This window comes from Arcticibacterium sp. (genome assembly GCF_055134445.1).
The window spans coordinates 1-17112 of the sequence record NZ_JBSRVI010000066.1 but is presented as its reverse complement, the minus strand read 5'-3'; the positions used below and the strand labels follow the sequence as shown (position 1 = coordinate 17112).

The 17112-nt window shown below is 38.7% G+C and carries 16 protein-coding genes; 6 read left to right on the top strand and 10 right to left on the bottom strand.

The window, feature by feature from the left end:
* Positions 1-786, top strand: a 786-nt coding sequence (locus ACTBZY_RS09050; RefSeq protein WP_463046009.1) for a TolC family protein, incomplete at its 5' end; no start/stop codon positions are given.
* Between the two features lie 496 nt (positions 787-1282).
* On the opposite strand, the gene tatC is transcribed toward ACTBZY_RS09050, so the two are convergent.
* The 4 genes from tatC to ACTBZY_RS09030 all read right to left on the bottom strand — a co-directional run bounded on the left by tatC (position 1283) and on the right by ACTBZY_RS09030 (position 4398).
* Positions 1283-2149 (bottom strand): twin-arginine translocase subunit TatC, encoded by an 867-nt coding sequence (gene tatC / locus ACTBZY_RS09045; RefSeq protein WP_463046008.1) that lies wholly within the window; start codon positions 2147-2149, stop codon positions 1283-1285.
* Positions 2150-2241: 92 nt separating this feature from the next.
* Positions 2242-3525 (bottom strand): serine hydroxymethyltransferase, encoded by a 1284-nt coding sequence (locus ACTBZY_RS09040; RefSeq protein WP_463046007.1) that lies wholly within the window; start codon positions 3523-3525, stop codon positions 2242-2244.
* Positions 3526-3641: 116 nt separating this feature from the next.
* Positions 3642-4184 carry a DUF4494 domain-containing protein gene (locus tag ACTBZY_RS09035; RefSeq protein WP_463046006.1) on the bottom strand — a complete coding sequence of 181 codons (543 nt, stop codon included), beginning with the start codon at positions 4182-4184 and terminating at the stop codon, positions 3642-3644.
* A gap of 82 nt (positions 4185-4266) precedes the next feature.
* A complete protein-coding gene (locus ACTBZY_RS09030; RefSeq protein ID WP_463046005.1) occupies positions 4267-4398 on the bottom strand; it encodes a hypothetical protein in 132 nt (43 codons plus the stop codon).
* Between the two features lie 18 nt (positions 4399-4416).
* On the opposite strand from ACTBZY_RS09030, the gene ACTBZY_RS09025 reads away from it, so the two are divergent.
* Positions 4417-5499 carry an aminotransferase class V-fold PLP-dependent enzyme gene (locus ACTBZY_RS09025; protein WP_463046004.1) on the top strand — a complete coding sequence of 361 codons (1083 nt, stop codon included), beginning with the start codon at positions 4417-4419 and terminating at the stop codon, positions 5497-5499.
* 144 nt (positions 5500-5643) lie between these two features.
* On the top strand, positions 5644-5889 hold the full coding sequence (locus tag ACTBZY_RS09020) for a type B 50S ribosomal protein L31 (protein ID WP_463046003.1): 246 nt from the start codon (positions 5644-5646) through the stop codon (positions 5887-5889).
* A 43-nt stretch (positions 5890-5932) separates the two neighbouring features.
* Here ACTBZY_RS09020 and ACTBZY_RS09015 read toward each other — a convergent pair whose 3' ends face one another.
* The 3 genes from ACTBZY_RS09015 to rsgA form a co-directional block, all read right to left on the bottom strand.
* On the bottom strand, positions 5933-6823 hold the full coding sequence (locus ACTBZY_RS09015) for a DMT family transporter (RefSeq protein WP_463046002.1): 891 nt from the start codon (positions 6821-6823) through the stop codon (positions 5933-5935).
* Positions 6824-6848: 25 nt separating this feature from the next.
* A complete protein-coding gene (locus ACTBZY_RS09010; RefSeq protein WP_463046001.1) occupies positions 6849-7517 on the bottom strand; it encodes a GNAT family N-acetyltransferase in 669 nt (222 codons plus the stop codon).
* 259 nt (positions 7518-7776) lie between these two features.
* Positions 7777-8709 carry a ribosome small subunit-dependent GTPase A gene (rsgA, locus tag ACTBZY_RS09005; protein WP_463046000.1) on the bottom strand — a complete coding sequence of 311 codons (933 nt, stop codon included), beginning with the start codon at positions 8707-8709 and terminating at the stop codon, positions 7777-7779.
* A 252-nt stretch (positions 8710-8961) separates the two neighbouring features.
* On the opposite strand from rsgA, the gene ACTBZY_RS09000 reads away from it, so the two are divergent.
* Positions 8962-9084, top strand: coding sequence for a hypothetical protein (locus ACTBZY_RS09000; protein WP_463045999.1), 123 nt, complete (start codon positions 8962-8964; stop codon positions 9082-9084).
* Positions 9085-9154: 70 nt separating this feature from the next.
* On the opposite strand, the gene ACTBZY_RS08995 is transcribed toward ACTBZY_RS09000, so the two are convergent.
* Positions 9155-10219 (bottom strand): NAD-dependent epimerase/dehydratase family protein, encoded by a 1065-nt coding sequence (locus ACTBZY_RS08995; protein WP_463045998.1) that lies wholly within the window; start codon positions 10217-10219, stop codon positions 9155-9157.
* A gap of 114 nt (positions 10220-10333) precedes the next feature.
* Complete coding sequence (locus ACTBZY_RS08990; protein ID WP_463045997.1) at positions 10334-12280, bottom strand: KUP/HAK/KT family potassium transporter; 1947 nt, start codon at positions 12278-12280, stop codon at positions 10334-10336.
* A 171-nt stretch (positions 12281-12451) separates the two neighbouring features.
* Between ACTBZY_RS08990 and ACTBZY_RS08985 the strand changes: the two genes are divergently transcribed.
* Positions 12452-13237: an enoyl-CoA hydratase/isomerase family protein gene (locus tag ACTBZY_RS08985; RefSeq protein ID WP_463045996.1), complete on the top strand. Its 786-nt coding sequence runs from the start codon at positions 12452-12454 to the stop codon at positions 13235-13237.
* Positions 13238-13248: 11 nt separating this feature from the next.
* On the opposite strand, the gene ACTBZY_RS08980 is transcribed toward ACTBZY_RS08985, so the two are convergent.
* Positions 13249-14037, bottom strand: coding sequence for a 2-oxo acid dehydrogenase subunit E2 (locus tag ACTBZY_RS08980; protein WP_463045995.1), 789 nt, complete (start codon positions 14035-14037; stop codon positions 13249-13251).
* 260 nt (positions 14038-14297) lie between these two features.
* Between ACTBZY_RS08980 and clpB the strand changes: the two genes are divergently transcribed.
* On the top strand, positions 14298-16922 hold the full coding sequence (gene clpB / locus ACTBZY_RS08975) for an ATP-dependent chaperone ClpB (RefSeq protein ID WP_463045994.1): 2625 nt from the start codon (positions 14298-14300) through the stop codon (positions 16920-16922).
* The last annotated feature ends 190 nt before the right edge of the window (positions 16923-17112 follow it).

Genomic DNA, 17112 nt, shown 5'->3' with positions numbered 1-17112 from the left:
GACGCTCTTCCGATCTTTACTTTACTGGATATTTCAAATGCAGAAGTCGATGTTAATACAGATAGTATTGCTTTATTAGACCAACAGCAGCTTTTAAGTAATGCTGTCCATAATTTAAATTTTGTTTTAAACAGTGATATCACCAATGATTTCGAAGTAGAAACAGATGTGATTTTTGCCCCAATATTAAACAAGAAAGATTTTCTGGAAGGCTTGAGAACCTCCAATGTCAATTTGCTATTGGCGGCGTCGGATATAAAGCTTAGTGAGATTGACCAAAGATTGACAACCACTTCCAGGCTTCCTACGGTAAGTCTTAATGGTGATTATGGTTTTAATAGGTCTCAAAACAACTCCGCTTCATTTTTAGATAGGGCAAATTCAAATGGTTTTACCGGTGGTTTAAGTTTGAATTGGTCTGTTTTTGATGGTGGTAGAAGAAGAGTGCAAGAGCAAAATGCCAAAATTAATCAGCTGAATACACAACTGAATTTTGATTTGGCTTATCAGCAAATTAGAAGAGATTTTGAAAATGCATGGAGCGACTATCAAAACAGATTGACCATATGGAAAGCTCTGGAGCAAAACGTGGTGACCAACAAACTGAATTTTGAGCGGTCTGAAGAGAAATATAAACTACGTCAAATAACGAATATAGAATTTCGTCAGGCTCAGTCAAATCTTATCAATGCTCTTACTTCTCAAAACAGAGCAAAATTCAACGCCAAATTAAGCGAACTTCAGGTTTACAGTATTGCTGGTAAAATTCAGGAAGCGATATATTAAGAAATGTTTTCCCAAGGTAAAGGTTAAAGAAAGTCATCATGAATTAGTCATGGTGATTTTTTTTTGCAGAATGTACATTACAGCATTTAACCCGCTTTGTGCATTAGAAAATCTCCCGATAGCTTTCGGGGCCGTAGCTAAATTGCTTCAAATCAATACGTAAACTCATTTAAACTCAATCACCATAGCCCTTCGGCATAAGCTCAGGTAAACGCTATGCTAATTCCCTTTAATTGTCTGATTTATTGCACTTTAAAACTCATAACGATTTACCAATGCATAATCCGGGTTAATAGGGAATAAGGATAGAACAGTTCATTTTTTTGGCGTGATTTTGGCACGGTGGCTGAGATTTTAGAAGTCAAGTGAAAGTCAGGACAAACGATTCATTTATTGGTGTTTAAGATTGCAATCCATCTTGAAGATCCATAAAAAAAGCCTTTGAGTGCTCTCAAAGGCTTTTTAGATATTTTGATAAATCTTACTTTTAAGTAGCTTATTTAGCGGACTCTTTCTCCATTCTTTTATGCTCTTTTTGAGACACCAGTACACTTACTTCATAAAGTATATAAAGTGGTATGGCAACCAATATTTGAGAAATCATATCAGGAGAAGGCGTAATAATTGCGGCTACAATAAGTAAAACCACAATAGCGTGCTTTCTGTATTCTCTTAAGAATTTTGGAGTAACTACGCCCACCTTGGTCAAAACAAAGATGGCCATAGGTAACTGAAAGGTAATGCCGCAAGCTAAAGTTAAAGTGGCCAACACGCCTATATAAGACTGTATGTCAAACTGGTTTTCTATACTTGGGTCTATCTGAAAGTTTACAAGGAAGTTGATGGCAAAAGGAGCCACAATATAATATCCAAATAAGATACCCATAAAGAACAAAAGTGTGACAAAAAACACTGCCCCACGGCTCGCTTTCTTTTCGGTAAACTTAAGTCCAGGCTTTATAAATCGCCATATTTCCCAGAAAATATAAGGAAAAGCGAACAAGAGGCCGATGATAGCGGAGGCAGTCAAAGCCATCATAAATTGCCCAGAAACCTCACGACTCATTAAAGAGAAGTTGAGTTTATCTACGCATAAACTTGGAATGCCCACTAGGTCGCCTATTTCACAAAGCTTCCTGTAAGTCCAAAATTCTGGCTTAGCGGGGCCTAATATTATTTTGTTAAAGATAAAGCCCATAGAAAACCAGGCCCCTATCATGAAAACAAGTATCGCTACAATAGCTCTTATTAAATGCCACCTAAGGGCTTCTAAATGTTCAATGAAGGTCATTTCTGTACCATCACCTTCTAATTCGTCGTCTTCGTCGTCGTAGTCTATTTCTGGAGATTGATCTAAAGCCATTTTCTTTATTTGAGTCCGTCAAATTTAAACAAAAAACCTTGTTGACGTAAAAGTCAACAAGGTTTTAAATACATTGATTCGATAAAAGTTTATTATTGGAAGAGTGGATAGTTTTTCATCCATTCATTTATCTCTCCTTTTACCGAGGTAATGACGGTGTCATTGTCATGGTTGGTCAAAACTCTATCTACCAATTCCACTACCCTTACAAAGTCATTTTCTTTCAAACCTCTGGTGGTCATAGCGGCAGTACCTACTCGCATGCCACTGGTGGTCATAGCGGCGGCTTCGTCAAAAGGCACCATGTTTTTATTCACTGTAATATCTGCTTTGATGAGTGTATTCTCCGCTAATTTTCCAGTAATACCTTTAGGCCTTAGATCTATTAAAGCTAAGTGGTTGTCTGTTCCTCCAGAGATAACTTTGTATCCTTTCTTCACAAACTCCTCTGCCATTACTTTGGCGTTCTTTTGAACTTGTATCACATAATCTTTATACTGGTCTGTAAGGGCTTCGCCAAAAGCAACGGCCTTACCTGCTATAGCGTGCTCTAGTGGCCCACCTTGAGTTCCAGGGAATACACCAGAATCTAAAAGAGAAGACATGGTTCTAATTTTTCCTTTCATCGTAGTAACTCCGAAAGGATTCTCGAAATCATTACGCATCATAATCACACCCCCACGTGTACCTCTTAAGGTTTTGTGCGTCGTAGTGGTTACAATATGACAATGGTCAAAAGGGTCTGCCAAAAGACCTTTGGCAATCATACCTGCTGGATGAGAAATATCTGCCAACAGTATAGCACCTATTTTATCGGCAATGTTTCTAAGTCTGGCATAATCCCAATCTCTAGAATAAGCAGAAGCACCACAAATCATCATTTTAGGTTTTTCAGCCAAAGCTTTTTGCTCTACTTTATCCCAGTCAATTAGGCCCGTTTCTCTTTCTACACCGTAAAAATGTGGTTCAAAATATTTACCAGAGATATTTACTTTAGAACCGTGAGAAAGGTGTCCACCATGAGAAAGGTCAAAACCTAAGATTTTATCACCTGGATTTAAACAAGCTAAAAATACGGCTGTATTTGCTTGTGCTCCAGAATGCGGCTGAACATTAGCCCAAGTAAGGCCAAAAAGTTCTTTAAGTCTGTCTATGGCTAGGGTCTCAATTTCATCCACCACCTCGCAGCCACCATAATAACGTTTGCCTGGAAGGCCTTCCGCATATTTATTAGTTAAAACACTGCCGGTAGCTTCCATAACCTGCGGAGAAACAAAGTTCTCAGAGGCAATAAGCTCAATGCCATGAAGCTGTCTGTTATGCTCCTTATTGATAAGGTCAAAAATGGTGTTATCTCTTGAAATTGAAGTAGCCATTAAAACAAAAATTTGATGTTATAATAAATTCACTATGAAATAGATTGCAAAAATACTTTATTGATGCTAAGAACCTGAAATATTGTGTCTCTTTTACTAAGAAAAAGAGAATTTATCTATTCTTCTAGGTTCTCTTCTTCAGCGACTAAGGCGGCATCAGAAGGCTCATTGTCTGTAGAAACTACTTCATTCATAGGTTTGAAGTTTCCCTGCGATAAAATTTGTTCTGGCGTTTGCTCATAAGGCACCACCTCTAAAATTTTGGTAGCGTTAATGTCAGAAATGATATAATCATCAACAGAGCCCAATCTCTCCGCCAAAGATTCATAAGCTTCTTTGATATTTTGAGCGTTAATAAGCATGCTTACTGCCGTCTTTTTCTCTTGCTTCGTTTTCTCATCAAAAATGATATACTGCACACGGCATTTAAACCATACTTCAGCACCGTTTTCTTGCATGAAAACTTCTACCAATTTCATTTTATTAATAGAGAAAAGTTGGAAGTCTTGACGACCTCCCGCCAGATACTGATACCCTCTGGTTTCTGCGTCTGTGTAGGAAACGGCATCAAAAAGATACGCTTCTGTAACGTTTTTTACTTTATCGCCTTCGGCAATTTCTTGAAATTTTATTTTTACTTGGAACCAAGAAGTCAGCATAATATAGATTTTCTAGTATGAAAAATGAAGGTGCAAAACTAAGGTATCGGTTTCAAAAAGAAGCGGTAAATAGGTTTTAAGTTTATAGTTTTAGTGAGGTATTGCCAAGATAAGACAGGCTGTTTGATAGGATAGCTTTTCCATAATGCGTGTTACATCTAGCTTCAATGCGAATTGAATTGAATTTCATGTTTCTTTCTTCTATTTTTGCCATTCATTTTCAGTTTAAAGAATGTCTAGAGAAAAAATATTTTTCACCCCGGGTCCATCTGAACTGTACCCTAAATTTGAAGCGTTTCTTCAAGATTTTGTAAAAAATCAGTTTGGTTCTATTTCTCATAGAAGTGCTGCTTTTAAAAAGATTTATCAGCATACAGATGAGCAGCTTAGAGAGCTTTTAGCAATACCTGCAGAAAATGCGGTGATGTTTACGGGCTCCGCTTCCGAAATTTGGGAGAGAATTCTTTTAAACTGCACTGAGCTGGAGACTTTTCATTTGGTTAACGGCTCTTTTTCTAAGAAGTTTCATAGTTATGCCACAGCCGTGGGAAGGCATGCACATAAATTTGAAAAGCCTATGGGAGAAGGTTTTTCTTATGGAGAAATAACAGTACCAGAATATGCAGAATTGATAGCCACTACGCAGAACGAAACCAGTACAGGAGTTCAAATGCGTGAAGCGGATATTCATAAACTTAAAAGAAGTAACCTGAAAAAGCTGGTGGCCGTAGATATGGTTTCTTCTGCTCCTATTCCAGACATAGATTTATCCCTGATAGATACAGCCTACTTTTCCATTCAAAAGTCTTTTGGATTGCCAGCAGGCTTAGGTGTTTGGATAGCCAATGAAGCATGTTTGGAAAGGTCCATAAAGATTCAAGAGAAGCACGGCAACGGAGCACATCATACCTTGCCAGATTTATGGAGTCAAAGCAAGGAGTTTCAAACGCCCGCTACGCCGAATGTCTTGGGCATTTACCTTTTGGGTAGAGTGGCTGAAGACATGAACAAAATAGGAAGAGTTAATCTTCAAAAGTTAACCGATTTAAAAGCCAAAAAGATTTATAACTATTTTGAGCAGAAGGAAGGCTTTTCTATTGGAGTGGAAAAAGAAGAGCACAGATCTAGAACGGTAGCAGTTATCAATACAGAGGTACCCTCTGGGGATGTGATTAACGTTTTGAAGGGGAGGGGTTTAATAGTAGGCAGTGGTTATGGTCCTAAAAAGGAATCTCAAATTAGGATTGCGAATTTCATTGCTACTTCAGAAGAACACATTGATTTATTATTGAGCACGGTGGACGAATTATTTTAGGCCAAATTAGGACTTCAAACCTATTTAACTTAAGATACCCCTATATTTTTCCGAAAACCTTAAGTGATAGTTTTTTAAATAGTTAAAGATTTATTATCTTTGCAGCCCATTTAGGAAAATATTTGTTTTTAAAGATATATAGTAATGCAAAAAGACATTCATCCAAATTATAGAGAAGTGGTTTTCTGGGATCTTTCTTCAGACGACAAATTCATATCTCGTTCTTGTGTAGAGGCCAAAGAAACCATTGTATGGGAAGATGGCAAAGAGTACCCAGTTTGTAAAGTTGAGGTTAGCTCTAAGTCTCACCCTTTTTACACAGGTAAAAACGTATTATTAGATACTGCAGGACGTGTTGACAAGTTCAAGAAACGTTACGGTATGAAATAATCCTTCTATTAAGAAGAATTATTAAGAGCCTTCTCTACTGAAATTATTCAGATAGGGAAGGCTTTTTAGTGTTCCAGTAAAAGTTTAATAGTAAGGAAGCGATGATAAATCCTGCTCCCCAATAAAATCCATTTGTCATTTTCTCAGATTCACCAAAGATGACCCAAGCCAACAAAATACCGTAGATAGGTTCCATGTTGACGGCGAGGTTAACAGAAAACGCAGATATCTTACGAAACAGACGAATAAGCTCTAGGTAAGGATATACCGTGCAAACAAAACTGAGTATAAAGAAATAGATTAGGTCTGTTTGCTTTAGTCTTAGATGACTGAGGTTTGCCGCTCCCGTACTTAATTGATAGCACAAGACCACAGCTGTGATGATGAAAGCACCGCTGAGTTGAAAGAAGTTAATACTGATGGCCGTATGTCTCTTACTAAGATGAACATTGGCTACGGAGTATATAGAAGAGAGAATAGAGCCTAATAGGCCCACAAGAATGGCTAAAGTATGCTCACGCTCAAAACTGAAAATCATAGCCATTCCAGAAATCACCAAAAGGCCAAGAAAAAGCTCTTTTTTACTGATAGCCTGTTTTTTACTCAAAGGTTCTATAATGCTGGTAAAGAAAGAGGTGGTAGAAAATGTGACCAGACTAAGAGAAACCGTAGATAACCTAGCAGAGCCAAAAAAGCAAAACCAATGCAAGCCTAAAATACTACCTACAAAGAGCATATATATGGCATCTTTCCGGTTTACTTTAAGACCCTTTTTTAGGTAAAATAAAACAGCGAAAGCCGCCGAAGCCAGTAGTGTTCTATAAAATACAATAGGAATAGTGGGTACACTGATGAGTTTACCCAAAATGGCAGTGAGCCCCAGCAATATCACTATGCCGTGTAGCTTTAAGAAGTCTGATTTAAGAGCCGGCATAAGATAAAACGATGTTTTAAAATAACTAACTCTTCTTTTTGAGAAGGATTCTTTGCTTCATACTTAGCCATTTTTCATAAAGAGAAGATTCTTTTACAAACTCCCATTTCTCTTTCTTCTCGTTTTTAGGCTCTCTGGCATTGTATTTCATGCCTGTGCACAAGCAGTGTGACCTGTTGGTACGCGTTAAAATATCATAGTTTACACAGCTGCTACAGCCTTTCCAAAAAGCATCGTCCTTTGGGAGCTCGCTAAATGGCACGGGTTCGTATCCTAACTCTGAGTTTATCTTCATAACCGCCATGCTGGTGGTAAGTCCAATCAGGTTGGCTTCTGGGTATTTGTGTCTAGAAAGCCTAAATGCTTTAGCTTTAATGGCAGTGGCTACACCACTTTTCCGGTGCTCTGGGAGAACTATTAAGCCAGAGTTAGCCACAAACCTACCATGTTCCCATGTTTCTATATAACAGAAGCCAGCCCATTCATTGTCTTTCGTAAGAGCAATAATGGCCTTCCCTTCCTGCATTTTTAAAATAATATATTCTGGCGATCGTCTAGCTATACCGGTTCCTCTGGCTGCAGCACTGCTGGCCATTTCATCCGTAATTTTCACTGCCCACTTTTCGTGTTCAGCGGTAGCTACTTGAACTATAAATTCTTTGTAAAACGTTTTTTCTAAAACTTTCATCGTCATTTGTGAGGGGCTTACCCTCTCGGCCGGAGACGCTGTATCCTAAGTGTAATGTAATTGATTTCCTACGGGCAGAAGGTTCACCTCGGAAAGGTGCTTATACTTCCTACTTGGGTCCTTGCGGACCTCATTCGTCGGGTAGGCGATATGGGAAGTTTTATTTGTATCATTAATCCTTAAACGCCGCAAATATATAGCTATTGAAAAAGATCAACAATATTTAAGCTTTTATTTAAAATAAACTTTTAGATCAAAAAGTTCATCAACGGCGGTTATCGTAGTTTTCTAACATGCTCAAATAGCTCACATAGCGGCTTTCGGCTATCAATTCCTCGGTTACGGCCTCTTTTATCCTACAATGAGGCTCGTTGGTGTGCTCGCAGTTATTAAATTTGCATTGCCCCAGCAGGGCTCTCATTTCAGGAAAGTAATGACTGATTTCTTGATTTTTCATTTCCATAAGCCCCAATTCCTTAATGCCAGGACTGTCAATAATATAGGCGTTTGGCTTGGCTTCAAACATCTCTGCAAAGGTGGTGGTATGCACCCCTTTGTTTGCAAAAGTAGAAACCTCTGAGGTGGCTTGTTGTAAATCTGGAACGAGTTTGTTAATTAACTCAGATTTCCCTACACCAGAATGTCCAGAAATCAAGGAGGTTTTATTTTCTATGAGTGCGTCAATTTGCTCTAAATTATCTCCTTTTAATGCAGATATGCTGTAGCATGGATACCCTATACCCTCATACATTTCCATTATTTCTGCTTGATAGGCTGCCGTTACTTCATCTAGTAGGTCTTTCTTATTGAAAATTAATACCGCAGGAATACGAAAGGCTTCAGCAGAAACTAAAAATCTATCAATAAAGCCTAGAGATGTTTTCGGGAAGTTTAGCGTGACCACCATAATGGCTTGGTCTATATTACAGGCTATCAGATGTCCGTGTGCAGTTTTATGCACAGATTTCCTGATCATGTAATTTCTCCGTGGTACAATTTCATGTATAACGCCAAGGTCCGTAGCTTTTTCCTCCATCTCAAAAACCACATCATCGCCTACGGCAAGCGGATTGGTCACTTTTAATCCCTTGATTTTGAATTTACCTTTCAGTCGACATCTAATGGTGGTGCCGTCTTCCTTTCGGACCTCGTACCAAGACCCTGTTGATCTCCAGACTTTTCCTTTAATGTTTTTCAAACTTAAAATTTTCTTAATAATTCAAAATGAGCTTAGAAATAATGCCCGAAGTGAGCCTTAAAATTGGCATAAATTGTGTCAATACACTAATTAGTAAGATTAAATACGATACGGAAAATAAATTTCTTACCGTTAAATCAGATTTTAAGATAATTTTAAGAAATAAGGCAACAAAATAACAGTTTACTTGGTTATTTTAGTCTATCGAAAGTCTTAACAAATACAACTTAATAACAGCTAAATTTAAACAAAATGAAAAAGAGCGTATTATTCGGAATCGCTGCCTTGGCAGTAAGTGTAGTGGTAGCCAGTATTAGTGGCAAAAAAGTAAAAACTTCTACTACCCAAGGAAATAATAAACCATATTGGAAGTAATTTGAATTACTCTTCTTATGTATTATTAAACTTTTGGCAATACCTTGTCTAGAGATACCTGTGCTCAATTTTAACTTAAGATTGGTCTCAGGTTTTCCTCGTTTTCGGCTATCCAGTCGGTAATTTCTTCTACGATTTGTTTGATTCCAATTTCTGGCTTCCAGCCCGTTCTTTCCGTTACCTTGGTGTTGTCTGTTACATATAATTTAATATCCGCAGGTCTGTTTTCCAACACCTTGTCTATAGGTATGGTTTTACCCGTAACTTCTTGACAAATTTTTGTGAGTTCCTGAAGAGAAGTACTTACTTCTACGCCACCGCCTACATTATAGGTTTCACCGTTTATCTCATCAATGTGGTGCATCTGCCAGTCAATAAGTCTATAAAGGTCTTTTACATGAAGCATATCTCTTGTTTGCTTACCCGTTCCTTCGTAACCAATGAAAGACAATTTCTTTTCAAAGTAATGCTTCGCAATCCAGAGCACCATAACACCTTGATCTACCTTGCCCATTTGCCACGGACCAGTTAAAACACCACATCTATTGGTGATGGTTTTTAAGCCGTAGAACTCATTATACTCTTGTATGATAAGTTCAGAGGCTAACTTGGTGGTACCATAAAGTGAGCGGGCACCTTCTAAAGGGAAGTTTTCAGCAATACCTTTCTCTGAAACGCCTGTTACTTTTTGGTTTTTCGAAAGAGCAAAACGTGTTTCTTCCTCATTGAATTCTAACGTTTCAATGGTTTTTATTGGGTATATTCTGCTCGTTGAAAGAAAGATAAAAGCCGCTTTGGACTTCACCGCATAATTCAAGCAGTTTACTGTTCCAAATAAATTGGTGTTCATTAAGTAATCTGGAGTTCCGCCGTTTAGACCCGCCATAACAGAAGGCTCAGCAGATGCTTCTATGACAAAATCTACATTTGGAAGTGCGTCAAAATCCTCTTTATTTCTGATGTCTCCGTGAACAAATTCTATCCCAGCTTTCGACAATCTTGAAACGTTAAGTTCGGAGCCTTTTCTTCTGAGGTTATCTAGACAAATAATGTGATAAGTAGGATAGTTGCTTTTTAGCTCTAGGGCCAACGAAGAACCCACAAATCCGGCACCGCCAGTAATTAATATTGTCATTTAGTAATGTATGATTGTCAATAAATAGTATGTCTTTAGGCAAAATTACCATTTGACAGGCTATAATTATTTAAAAATATGGATTATTAAGTTTTCAAATGATTATATAAACCATTAGTCTTCCCACGGAATTTCCTTTAAAGGAATGTTTTCAACTGGTTTTATAATGAGAGGAACATGTTCAATTTTTACGGAAGAAGAATCTAAGCCAAACCACGTTTCTTCGGACATGGTGTATTGTTTGATGAAGAAATAGGCCTTCATAACCAGATTTTCCCAAAATGGTAAATCGTTATTGTAGGATAAGAATTTCTTCAAAACCACAAATCTAAAATCACCGATTACATTATGTTTATTCAAAGACTCATACCTACTTCTGATGTCGACCTGAGCATTTTTTACCATCTCTTCCAACACGTGTCTAAAGTAAAGGTTGATTTTATGTGGGACTCTAAAGCCTAGCCTAAAGGTTACTTTATAAACGTCATCTTGGGCACATTGCTTTATTTTATATTCCAGTGTGTTTGGCTGATCTGTGGTGTCCACATGCACAAACCAATATACATCGGCACGTTTTGGTCTTTTTTGGAAGATGGAGTAAATGATTTTAGACTCTATTTCACTTTCACGAGAGGCATTACTCATAAAAATAAGGTGTGTGGTATACTTCGGAACAGTGATATCTTTTGAAAGCTCCTTTAAAGATTCCAGGTATTTATCTAGTTTATAATAGACCGTAAGTCTCAGTTTGATTTCATGGGCTTTCAGCCAAATATACATGACGGAAACCAGTAGCCCACTGATGAGTATAGAGACCCAGCCTCCGTATGGGAATTTCTCCAAATTGGCATAAAGGAAAGCTGATTCAATGGCTAAGAAAACGATTAAGAAAAGGAATACCAAAGCCTTATTACTTCTATGCGTATAGAGGAAATAGGTCATCATAATGGTGTCCATGAGCATGGTAATGGTAATGGAAAGTCCATATGCCGCCTCCATGTTTTCTGAACGCTTAAAGAATAACACCACGGCAATACAGCCAATATAAAGGAGTATGTTGGTGCTTGGTATATATAGTTGACCTCTTTCGTTTGAAGGATAGTGGATTTTTACTTTTGGCCAGAAGTTCAATCTGATGGCAGCGGAGATTAAACTAAACGAACCGCTTATCATGGCTTGACTGGCAATGATTGTGGCCAAGGTGGCGATACATATTCCAGGCAAAATAAACCATTCTGGCATGAGTTGAAAGAAAGGTTTTCTGTCCCCAAGCTTTTCGCCGAGGTGAAGGAGTAACCAAGCAGACTGCCCGAAATAATTTAGGAGCAAACATATCTTAACATAAACCCAGCTAATTCTAATATTACCTCTTCCGCAGTGACCTAAGTCGGAGTATAGAGCTTCTGCTCCTGTGGTACATAAAAATACCGCTCCAAGTAGCCAAAAACCTCCAGGGTAATGAACCAATAGATTAAAGGCGTAGTAAGGATTTACGGCCCTTAAAACAGATGGGAACTGCACTATGGCTATAATGCCTAAGATGGCCAGCATGGTAAACCATACCGCCATAACGGGTCCAAAAGCGTAACCAACAACCTTGGTGCCAAAGATTTGAATGACAAAAAGGAGTGTTAAAATGGCAATGACAATGGGGATGGTCTGTATGTCTGGATATAAAATTTCTAGACCTTCAATGGCAGAGGAAACCGAAATAGGAGGGGCAATGATGCCGTCGGCCAGCAGAGCAGCTCCACCTATCATGGTAGGAATAGTGAGCCATTTGGCATGTCGCCTTACTAAAGCGTATAGGGCTAGCGTACCACCTTCGCCATTATTATCTGCCCTTAATATGAGCATGACATATTTAACCGTGGTAATAAGGGTAAGTGTCCAAAAAACACACGAAACGCCACCAAGAACGAGTTCTTCAGAGATGGGGCTGTTACCAATTATGGCTTTCATTACATACAAGGGAGAAGTCCCTATGTCTCCGTAAATGATTCCCATGGCCACGAGTAGACCTGCGGCTGAAATTTTGTCAAGATTACTTTTTTGCTCCATTACTTCTTGATTTGCCCTCTACAAATTTAAAAGAGCATAGATGGCGGCGACAATTTCTGAAAATTAGTTCGGATTGATAAACATATGTTAAAATTCTACAAATAAAACATTGATTTGTTCCTAGACTATTTTCACTAATTTGCCTAAATATAAAAAACGCATCATCAAATAATGAATTACAAATACCTTAAAGTTGGTTGTGAAAATAGCGTTTGCTTTATCACCCTTCAAAGGCCAGAAGTCTTTAATGCACTGAATGGAGGACTTTTAAAAGAATTGGCGATAGCTGTAAAACAGGCATCAGCAGACACAGAGATAAGAGCAGTGGTGTTAACAGGTTCTGGCGATAAGGCCTTCTGTTCTGGAGCAGATTTAAAAGAGGGAGCTATTAGTGTAGAAAAACCGTTAGGAGACACACTGAAAGAAAATTATGAGCCCGTTATTTTCGCTTTAAGAGAATGCCCAAAACCAGTTATATGTAAAATGAATGGTGTAGCGGCAGGGGCAGGAATGTCTTTAGCCTTGGCGTGTGATTTAATAATAGCAGATGAAGATGCCTATATGTCGGAGCTTTTTGTGGGAATAGGCCTCATGCCGGATGCGGGTTCTATGTTTTTTCTGCCAAGAATGATAGGTACGCAAAAGGCGTTTGATATTTGTAGTACAGGGCGGAAAGTTTATATGCCAGAAGCCTTGGAATTAGGTTTAGTGAGTAAGTCAGTACCAAAATTACAACTGGACGAGGCAGTTGATGGCTTACTTAATTATTATAGAAATGCCGCTACTTTTGCAATCGGTGAAATGAAAAAGGTTTTAAACCAAAGTCTTTATTCCAACCTAAAAGAAGTCTTGTCTTTGGAAGCCGAAGCTCAAACAGCTTGTGGGGAAAGTGAGGATTTCGTAGAAGGTGTTACCGCTTTCGTGGAGAAGAGAAAGCCTGCTTTTAAAGGGAAGTAAATGACCCCAAGTTATTTTTCTAGCAGTTCGGGGTGCTTTACAATGTATTTGTAATATTTAAAAAGAATACCCGCATGAGAGGCGTCAACCACGCGGTGATCTAGAGCTGCAGAAAGCGTGATAACCGTTCTTATTTTGATTTCGTTATCTATCACCAAAGCAGCTTCTTTTACACCACCCATAATGAGTACAAAGGATACATTGGTAGCAGGAAACAAAGCGGGATAACCGTTGTCTAGACCCAGGCTACCAATATTGGAGACAATGTAGGAACCCATATTATTGGCCGATAAGCCACCTATAGATATACCCCAATCGACCAACATTTTTCTAATTAACCAATAAAATAAACCTCTCAACGGCCATGGTATAGAAGCCATGGTCTTTTTGAATTGCATGGTGCCATTCTCTGTTCCAGATTTAGCCGCTGCAATTTTCGATTTAAGAAGTGGTACTAAGTCAGTGAAATTGAGCTGGTCTACTTTATCGACTTTAACCGAACCCATTTCGTTTTCTCTCAGAAGCACGCTAACAGTCGCATTGATTTCTTCGTAAGATTTTACGTTTCCTCTTTTAATATAGGTGTTGAGTTCAGGGAGCTTTTCTCTTATGGCCCTGGCAGTGGCCAAGGTAAAGAAATGAGTTAAAGTAATTTTAAGACCTTCTTTCCTTTGAATTAGAATATATTCCTGAAGTTCTGTGATGTCTAATTCCACAGAACCAAGGATTTTGGAGTCTTCGGGTTTCTTATAAAGGGTGCTGGCTGTTTTACGCCAATCGTTATTGAGGTCTTGCATCATGCAAAAATAGGATTTGCTTTCTAATTCGGAAATCAGTCAGTTTGACCTCATTTAGAATAATGGAAATTAGCGAGGCTGACATCTTGGCTTCTTTTGTGTTGATAATGAGGGTTTTGTATGACATCTTTTCCGATTATGGCCTCTCGCATACTTTTTGACCGTTTGTTCATATGAAAACGAAACGGAAGCCTACACCAGTCATCGGAACAGCATTTTTAGGTCTTTAGTTTAGAATATAAAATAATAGACAATCAACAACCATGAATTTAAATCAATATACCATAAAGGCACAAGAAGTTATCCAGCAGGCGGTTCAAATTGCCCAAGGAAATCAACAGCAGGTTGTGGAGCCTGGCCATTTATTAAAAGCCCTGATAGACCAAGACCCCAACACCTCTTCTTATTTGTTTAATAAATTAGGGGTACAAGAAATAACCCTTTCAAATGAATTGGAATCTTTGATAAATGGATATCCAAAAGTGAGTGGGGCAGGAGGGCAACCTTATTTAGGCAACGAATTGTCGTCGGTATTGTCGGAGGCACAGAAAAAAATAAAGACGTTTGGTGATGAGTTTGTCAGTGTAGAAATGCTTTACCTGGCTTTGGCGAGTGGTAAAGATAAAGTGGCTCAGTTGTTAAAAAAGCAGGGCTTTGTGGAAAAAGGAATAGAAAAGGCAATTAAAGAATTAAGAGGAAAAGATAACCCAGTGAAAGATCAAAACGCAGAAAATAAATATCAAGCCCTGTCTAGGTACAGCATCAACCTGAACGAGCAGGCACAGAAAGGAAAGATAGACCCAGTGATAGGGCGTGACGAGGAGATAAGACGTGTGCTTCAGATTTTGTCTAGAAGAACCAAAAATAATCCGCTCCTTCTTGGTGAGCCAGGTGTGGGTAAAACAGCCATTGTGGAAGGTTTAGCTCAAAGGATAGTCCAAGGCGATGTTCCTGAAAACTTGAAATCTAAAACTTTGGTATCGTTAGATATGGGACTTTTGGTGGCAGGAGCTAAATATAAAGGAGAGTTTGAAGAAAGATTAAAGGCGGTTATTAAAGAAGTAACCGATTCGGATGGTGAGATAATTTTGTTTATCGATGAGATTCATACGCTGGTAGGAGCTGGTGGCGGAGAAGGAGCCATGGATGCGGCCAATCTGCTTAAGCCTGCATTGGCCAGAGGAGAGCTACATGCTATCGGAGCCACTACTTTAAAAGAGTATCAAAAACATATAGAAAAGGATAAAGCACTAGAAAGACGTTTTCAGTCTGTGGTGGTGGACGAGCCCAATGTAGTGGATGCCATATCTATTCTGAGAGGTATCAAGGAAAAGTACGAGGTTCACCATGGCGTTAGAATTCAGGATGATGCCGTTATATCTGCCGTGGAGCTTTCTAACAGATATATTTCGGATAGGTTTTTACCAGATAAAGCCATTGACTTAATGGATGAGGCGGCATCAAAACTAAGACTAGAAATGGATTCTATGCCAGAAGAAATGGATGAGCTTAGAAGAAGAATCATGCAGCTTGAAATTGAAAGGGAAGCCATTAGGAGAGAAAAAGATAAAGAAAAGGAAGCCGTTCTTTCCAAGGAATTGGCGGAGCTGAATCAAAAGTTCAATACCTACAAAGCTCAATGGGAGAACGAAAAAGGTAAGGTAGACGAGATAAGAGTTTTAAAAGAGCAGATTGATCAATTAAGATTCCAGGCAGAGCAGGCGGAGCGTTCTGGAGATTTCGGTAAAGTAGCAGAAATTAGATATGGAAAAATTCCTCAATCCGAAGATAAATTAAAAGAACTAGCGGCTAACCATAAAGCTGGAGAAGATGGCCTTATCAACGAAGAAGTGACTTCCGAAGACATTGCAGAGGTGGTAGGGAAATGGACAGGAATACCGGTTTCTAAAATGCTTCAAAGTGATAGAGAGAAATTACTTCATTTGGAAGATGAATTGAAGAAAAGAGTAGCAGGGCAGGAGGAAGCCATAGAATTGGTGGCAGATGCCGTGAGGAGATCGAGAGCAGGAATGCAAGACCCAAAAAAACCGATTGGTAGCTTCTTGTTTTTAGGAACAACCGGTGTAGGGAAAACAGAATTGGCGAGAACGCTGGCACAGTATCTTTTCAATGACGATACCGCCATGGTAAGGATAGATATGAGTGAGTATCAGGAAAGACATGCGGTAAGTAGACTAGTGGGAGCCCCTCCAGGATATGTGGGCTATGAAGAAGGTGGTCAGCTGACTGAGGCGGTTAGACGTAAGCCATATTCTGTGATACTTTTAGATGAGATAGAAAAGGCTCACCCAGATGTATGGAATGTATTGCTGCAGGTGCTAGACGATGGAAGGTTAACAGACAATAAGGGTAGGGTGGCCAATTTCAAGAATACCATTATTATCATGACCTCTAACATTGGTTCTCAGATTATCCAAGAAAAATATTTGGAGACCAAAGGTGACGAATCTGCTTGGGCTACGTATTATAAGCAGGAAGCAAAGGAAGGCGTGATGGATTTGTTGAAGATTTCTGTAAGACCAGAGTTTTTAAACAGGATAGATGAGATAGTACTTTTTGATCCACTAAGTAAGTCTAACATTCGCCAGATTGTAGAAATACAGTTTAAAGGCATAAAAGATAGATTGGCGGAGCAAGGCATTACGCTTGACGCCACAGTGGAGGTGTTAGATAAACTTGGAGAAGACGGTTTTGACCCAGTTTATGGTGCTAGACCTCTAAAAAGAGTGATTCAAAGAATGGTACTCAATGAGTTGTCCAAGAAAATATTGGCAAACGAAATAGATAAAGATGCGGTGATTATGATGGAACTAGGAGCCAATGGATCCATAGTTTTTGAAAACCTGATAAACACCGAGGTTTTATAAAGAAATGGTTAGGATTGAATAGATGATTAAAGCCGTCTCAGTTTCTGAGGCGGTTTTTTTGTGTTATAACTTGTGACATCGGACCCATTGATAATTCAGGTATAATACTTCCTAATAACCATAGAGCATCAGGTTTTAAACTCGGAATAAAGATTGAGCAATTGTGTTATTTTGTTAATGTTCAGCTTTC

Coding starts and splice junctions, on each gene's coding strand:
- tatC (WP_463046008.1), bottom strand. CDS start 2,149: ATGGCTTTAGATCAATCTCCAGAAATAGACTACGACGACGAAGACGAC.
- ACTBZY_RS09015 (WP_463046002.1), bottom strand. CDS start 6,823: ATGCCGGCTCTTAAATCAGACTTCTTAAAGCTACACGGCATAGTGATA.
- ACTBZY_RS08985 (WP_463045996.1), top strand. CDS start 12,452: ATGAATTACAAATACCTTAAAGTTGGTTGTGAAAATAGCGTTTGCTTT.
- ACTBZY_RS09030 (WP_463046005.1), bottom strand. CDS start 4,398: ATGGCAAAAATAGAAGAAAGAAACATGAAATTCAATTCAATTCGCATT.
- ACTBZY_RS09025 (WP_463046004.1), top strand. CDS start 4,417: ATGTCTAGAGAAAAAATATTTTTCACCCCGGGTCCATCTGAACTGTAC.
- ACTBZY_RS09010 (WP_463046001.1), bottom strand. CDS start 7,517: ATGACGATGAAAGTTTTAGAAAAAACGTTTTACAAAGAATTTATAGTT.
- ACTBZY_RS09000 (WP_463045999.1), top strand. CDS start 8,962: ATGAAAAAGAGCGTATTATTCGGAATCGCTGCCTTGGCAGTAAGTGTA.
- ACTBZY_RS09020 (WP_463046003.1), top strand. CDS start 5,644: ATGCAAAAAGACATTCATCCAAATTATAGAGAAGTGGTTTTCTGGGAT.
- ACTBZY_RS08995 (WP_463045998.1), bottom strand. CDS start 10,219: ATGACAATATTAATTACTGGCGGTGCCGGATTTGTGGGTTCTTCGTTG.
- clpB (WP_463045994.1), top strand. CDS start 14,298: ATGAATTTAAATCAATATACCATAAAGGCACAAGAAGTTATCCAGCAG.
- ACTBZY_RS09040 (WP_463046007.1), bottom strand. CDS start 3,525: ATGGCTACTTCAATTTCAAGAGATAACACCATTTTTGACCTTATCAAT.
- ACTBZY_RS08980 (WP_463045995.1), bottom strand. CDS start 14,037: ATGATGCAAGACCTCAATAACGATTGGCGTAAAACAGCCAGCACCCTT.
- ACTBZY_RS09035 (WP_463046006.1), bottom strand. CDS start 4,184: ATGCTGACTTCTTGGTTCCAAGTAAAAATAAAATTTCAAGAAATTGCC.
- ACTBZY_RS08990 (WP_463045997.1), bottom strand. CDS start 12,280: ATGGAGCAAAAAAGTAATCTTGACAAAATTTCAGCCGCAGGTCTACTC.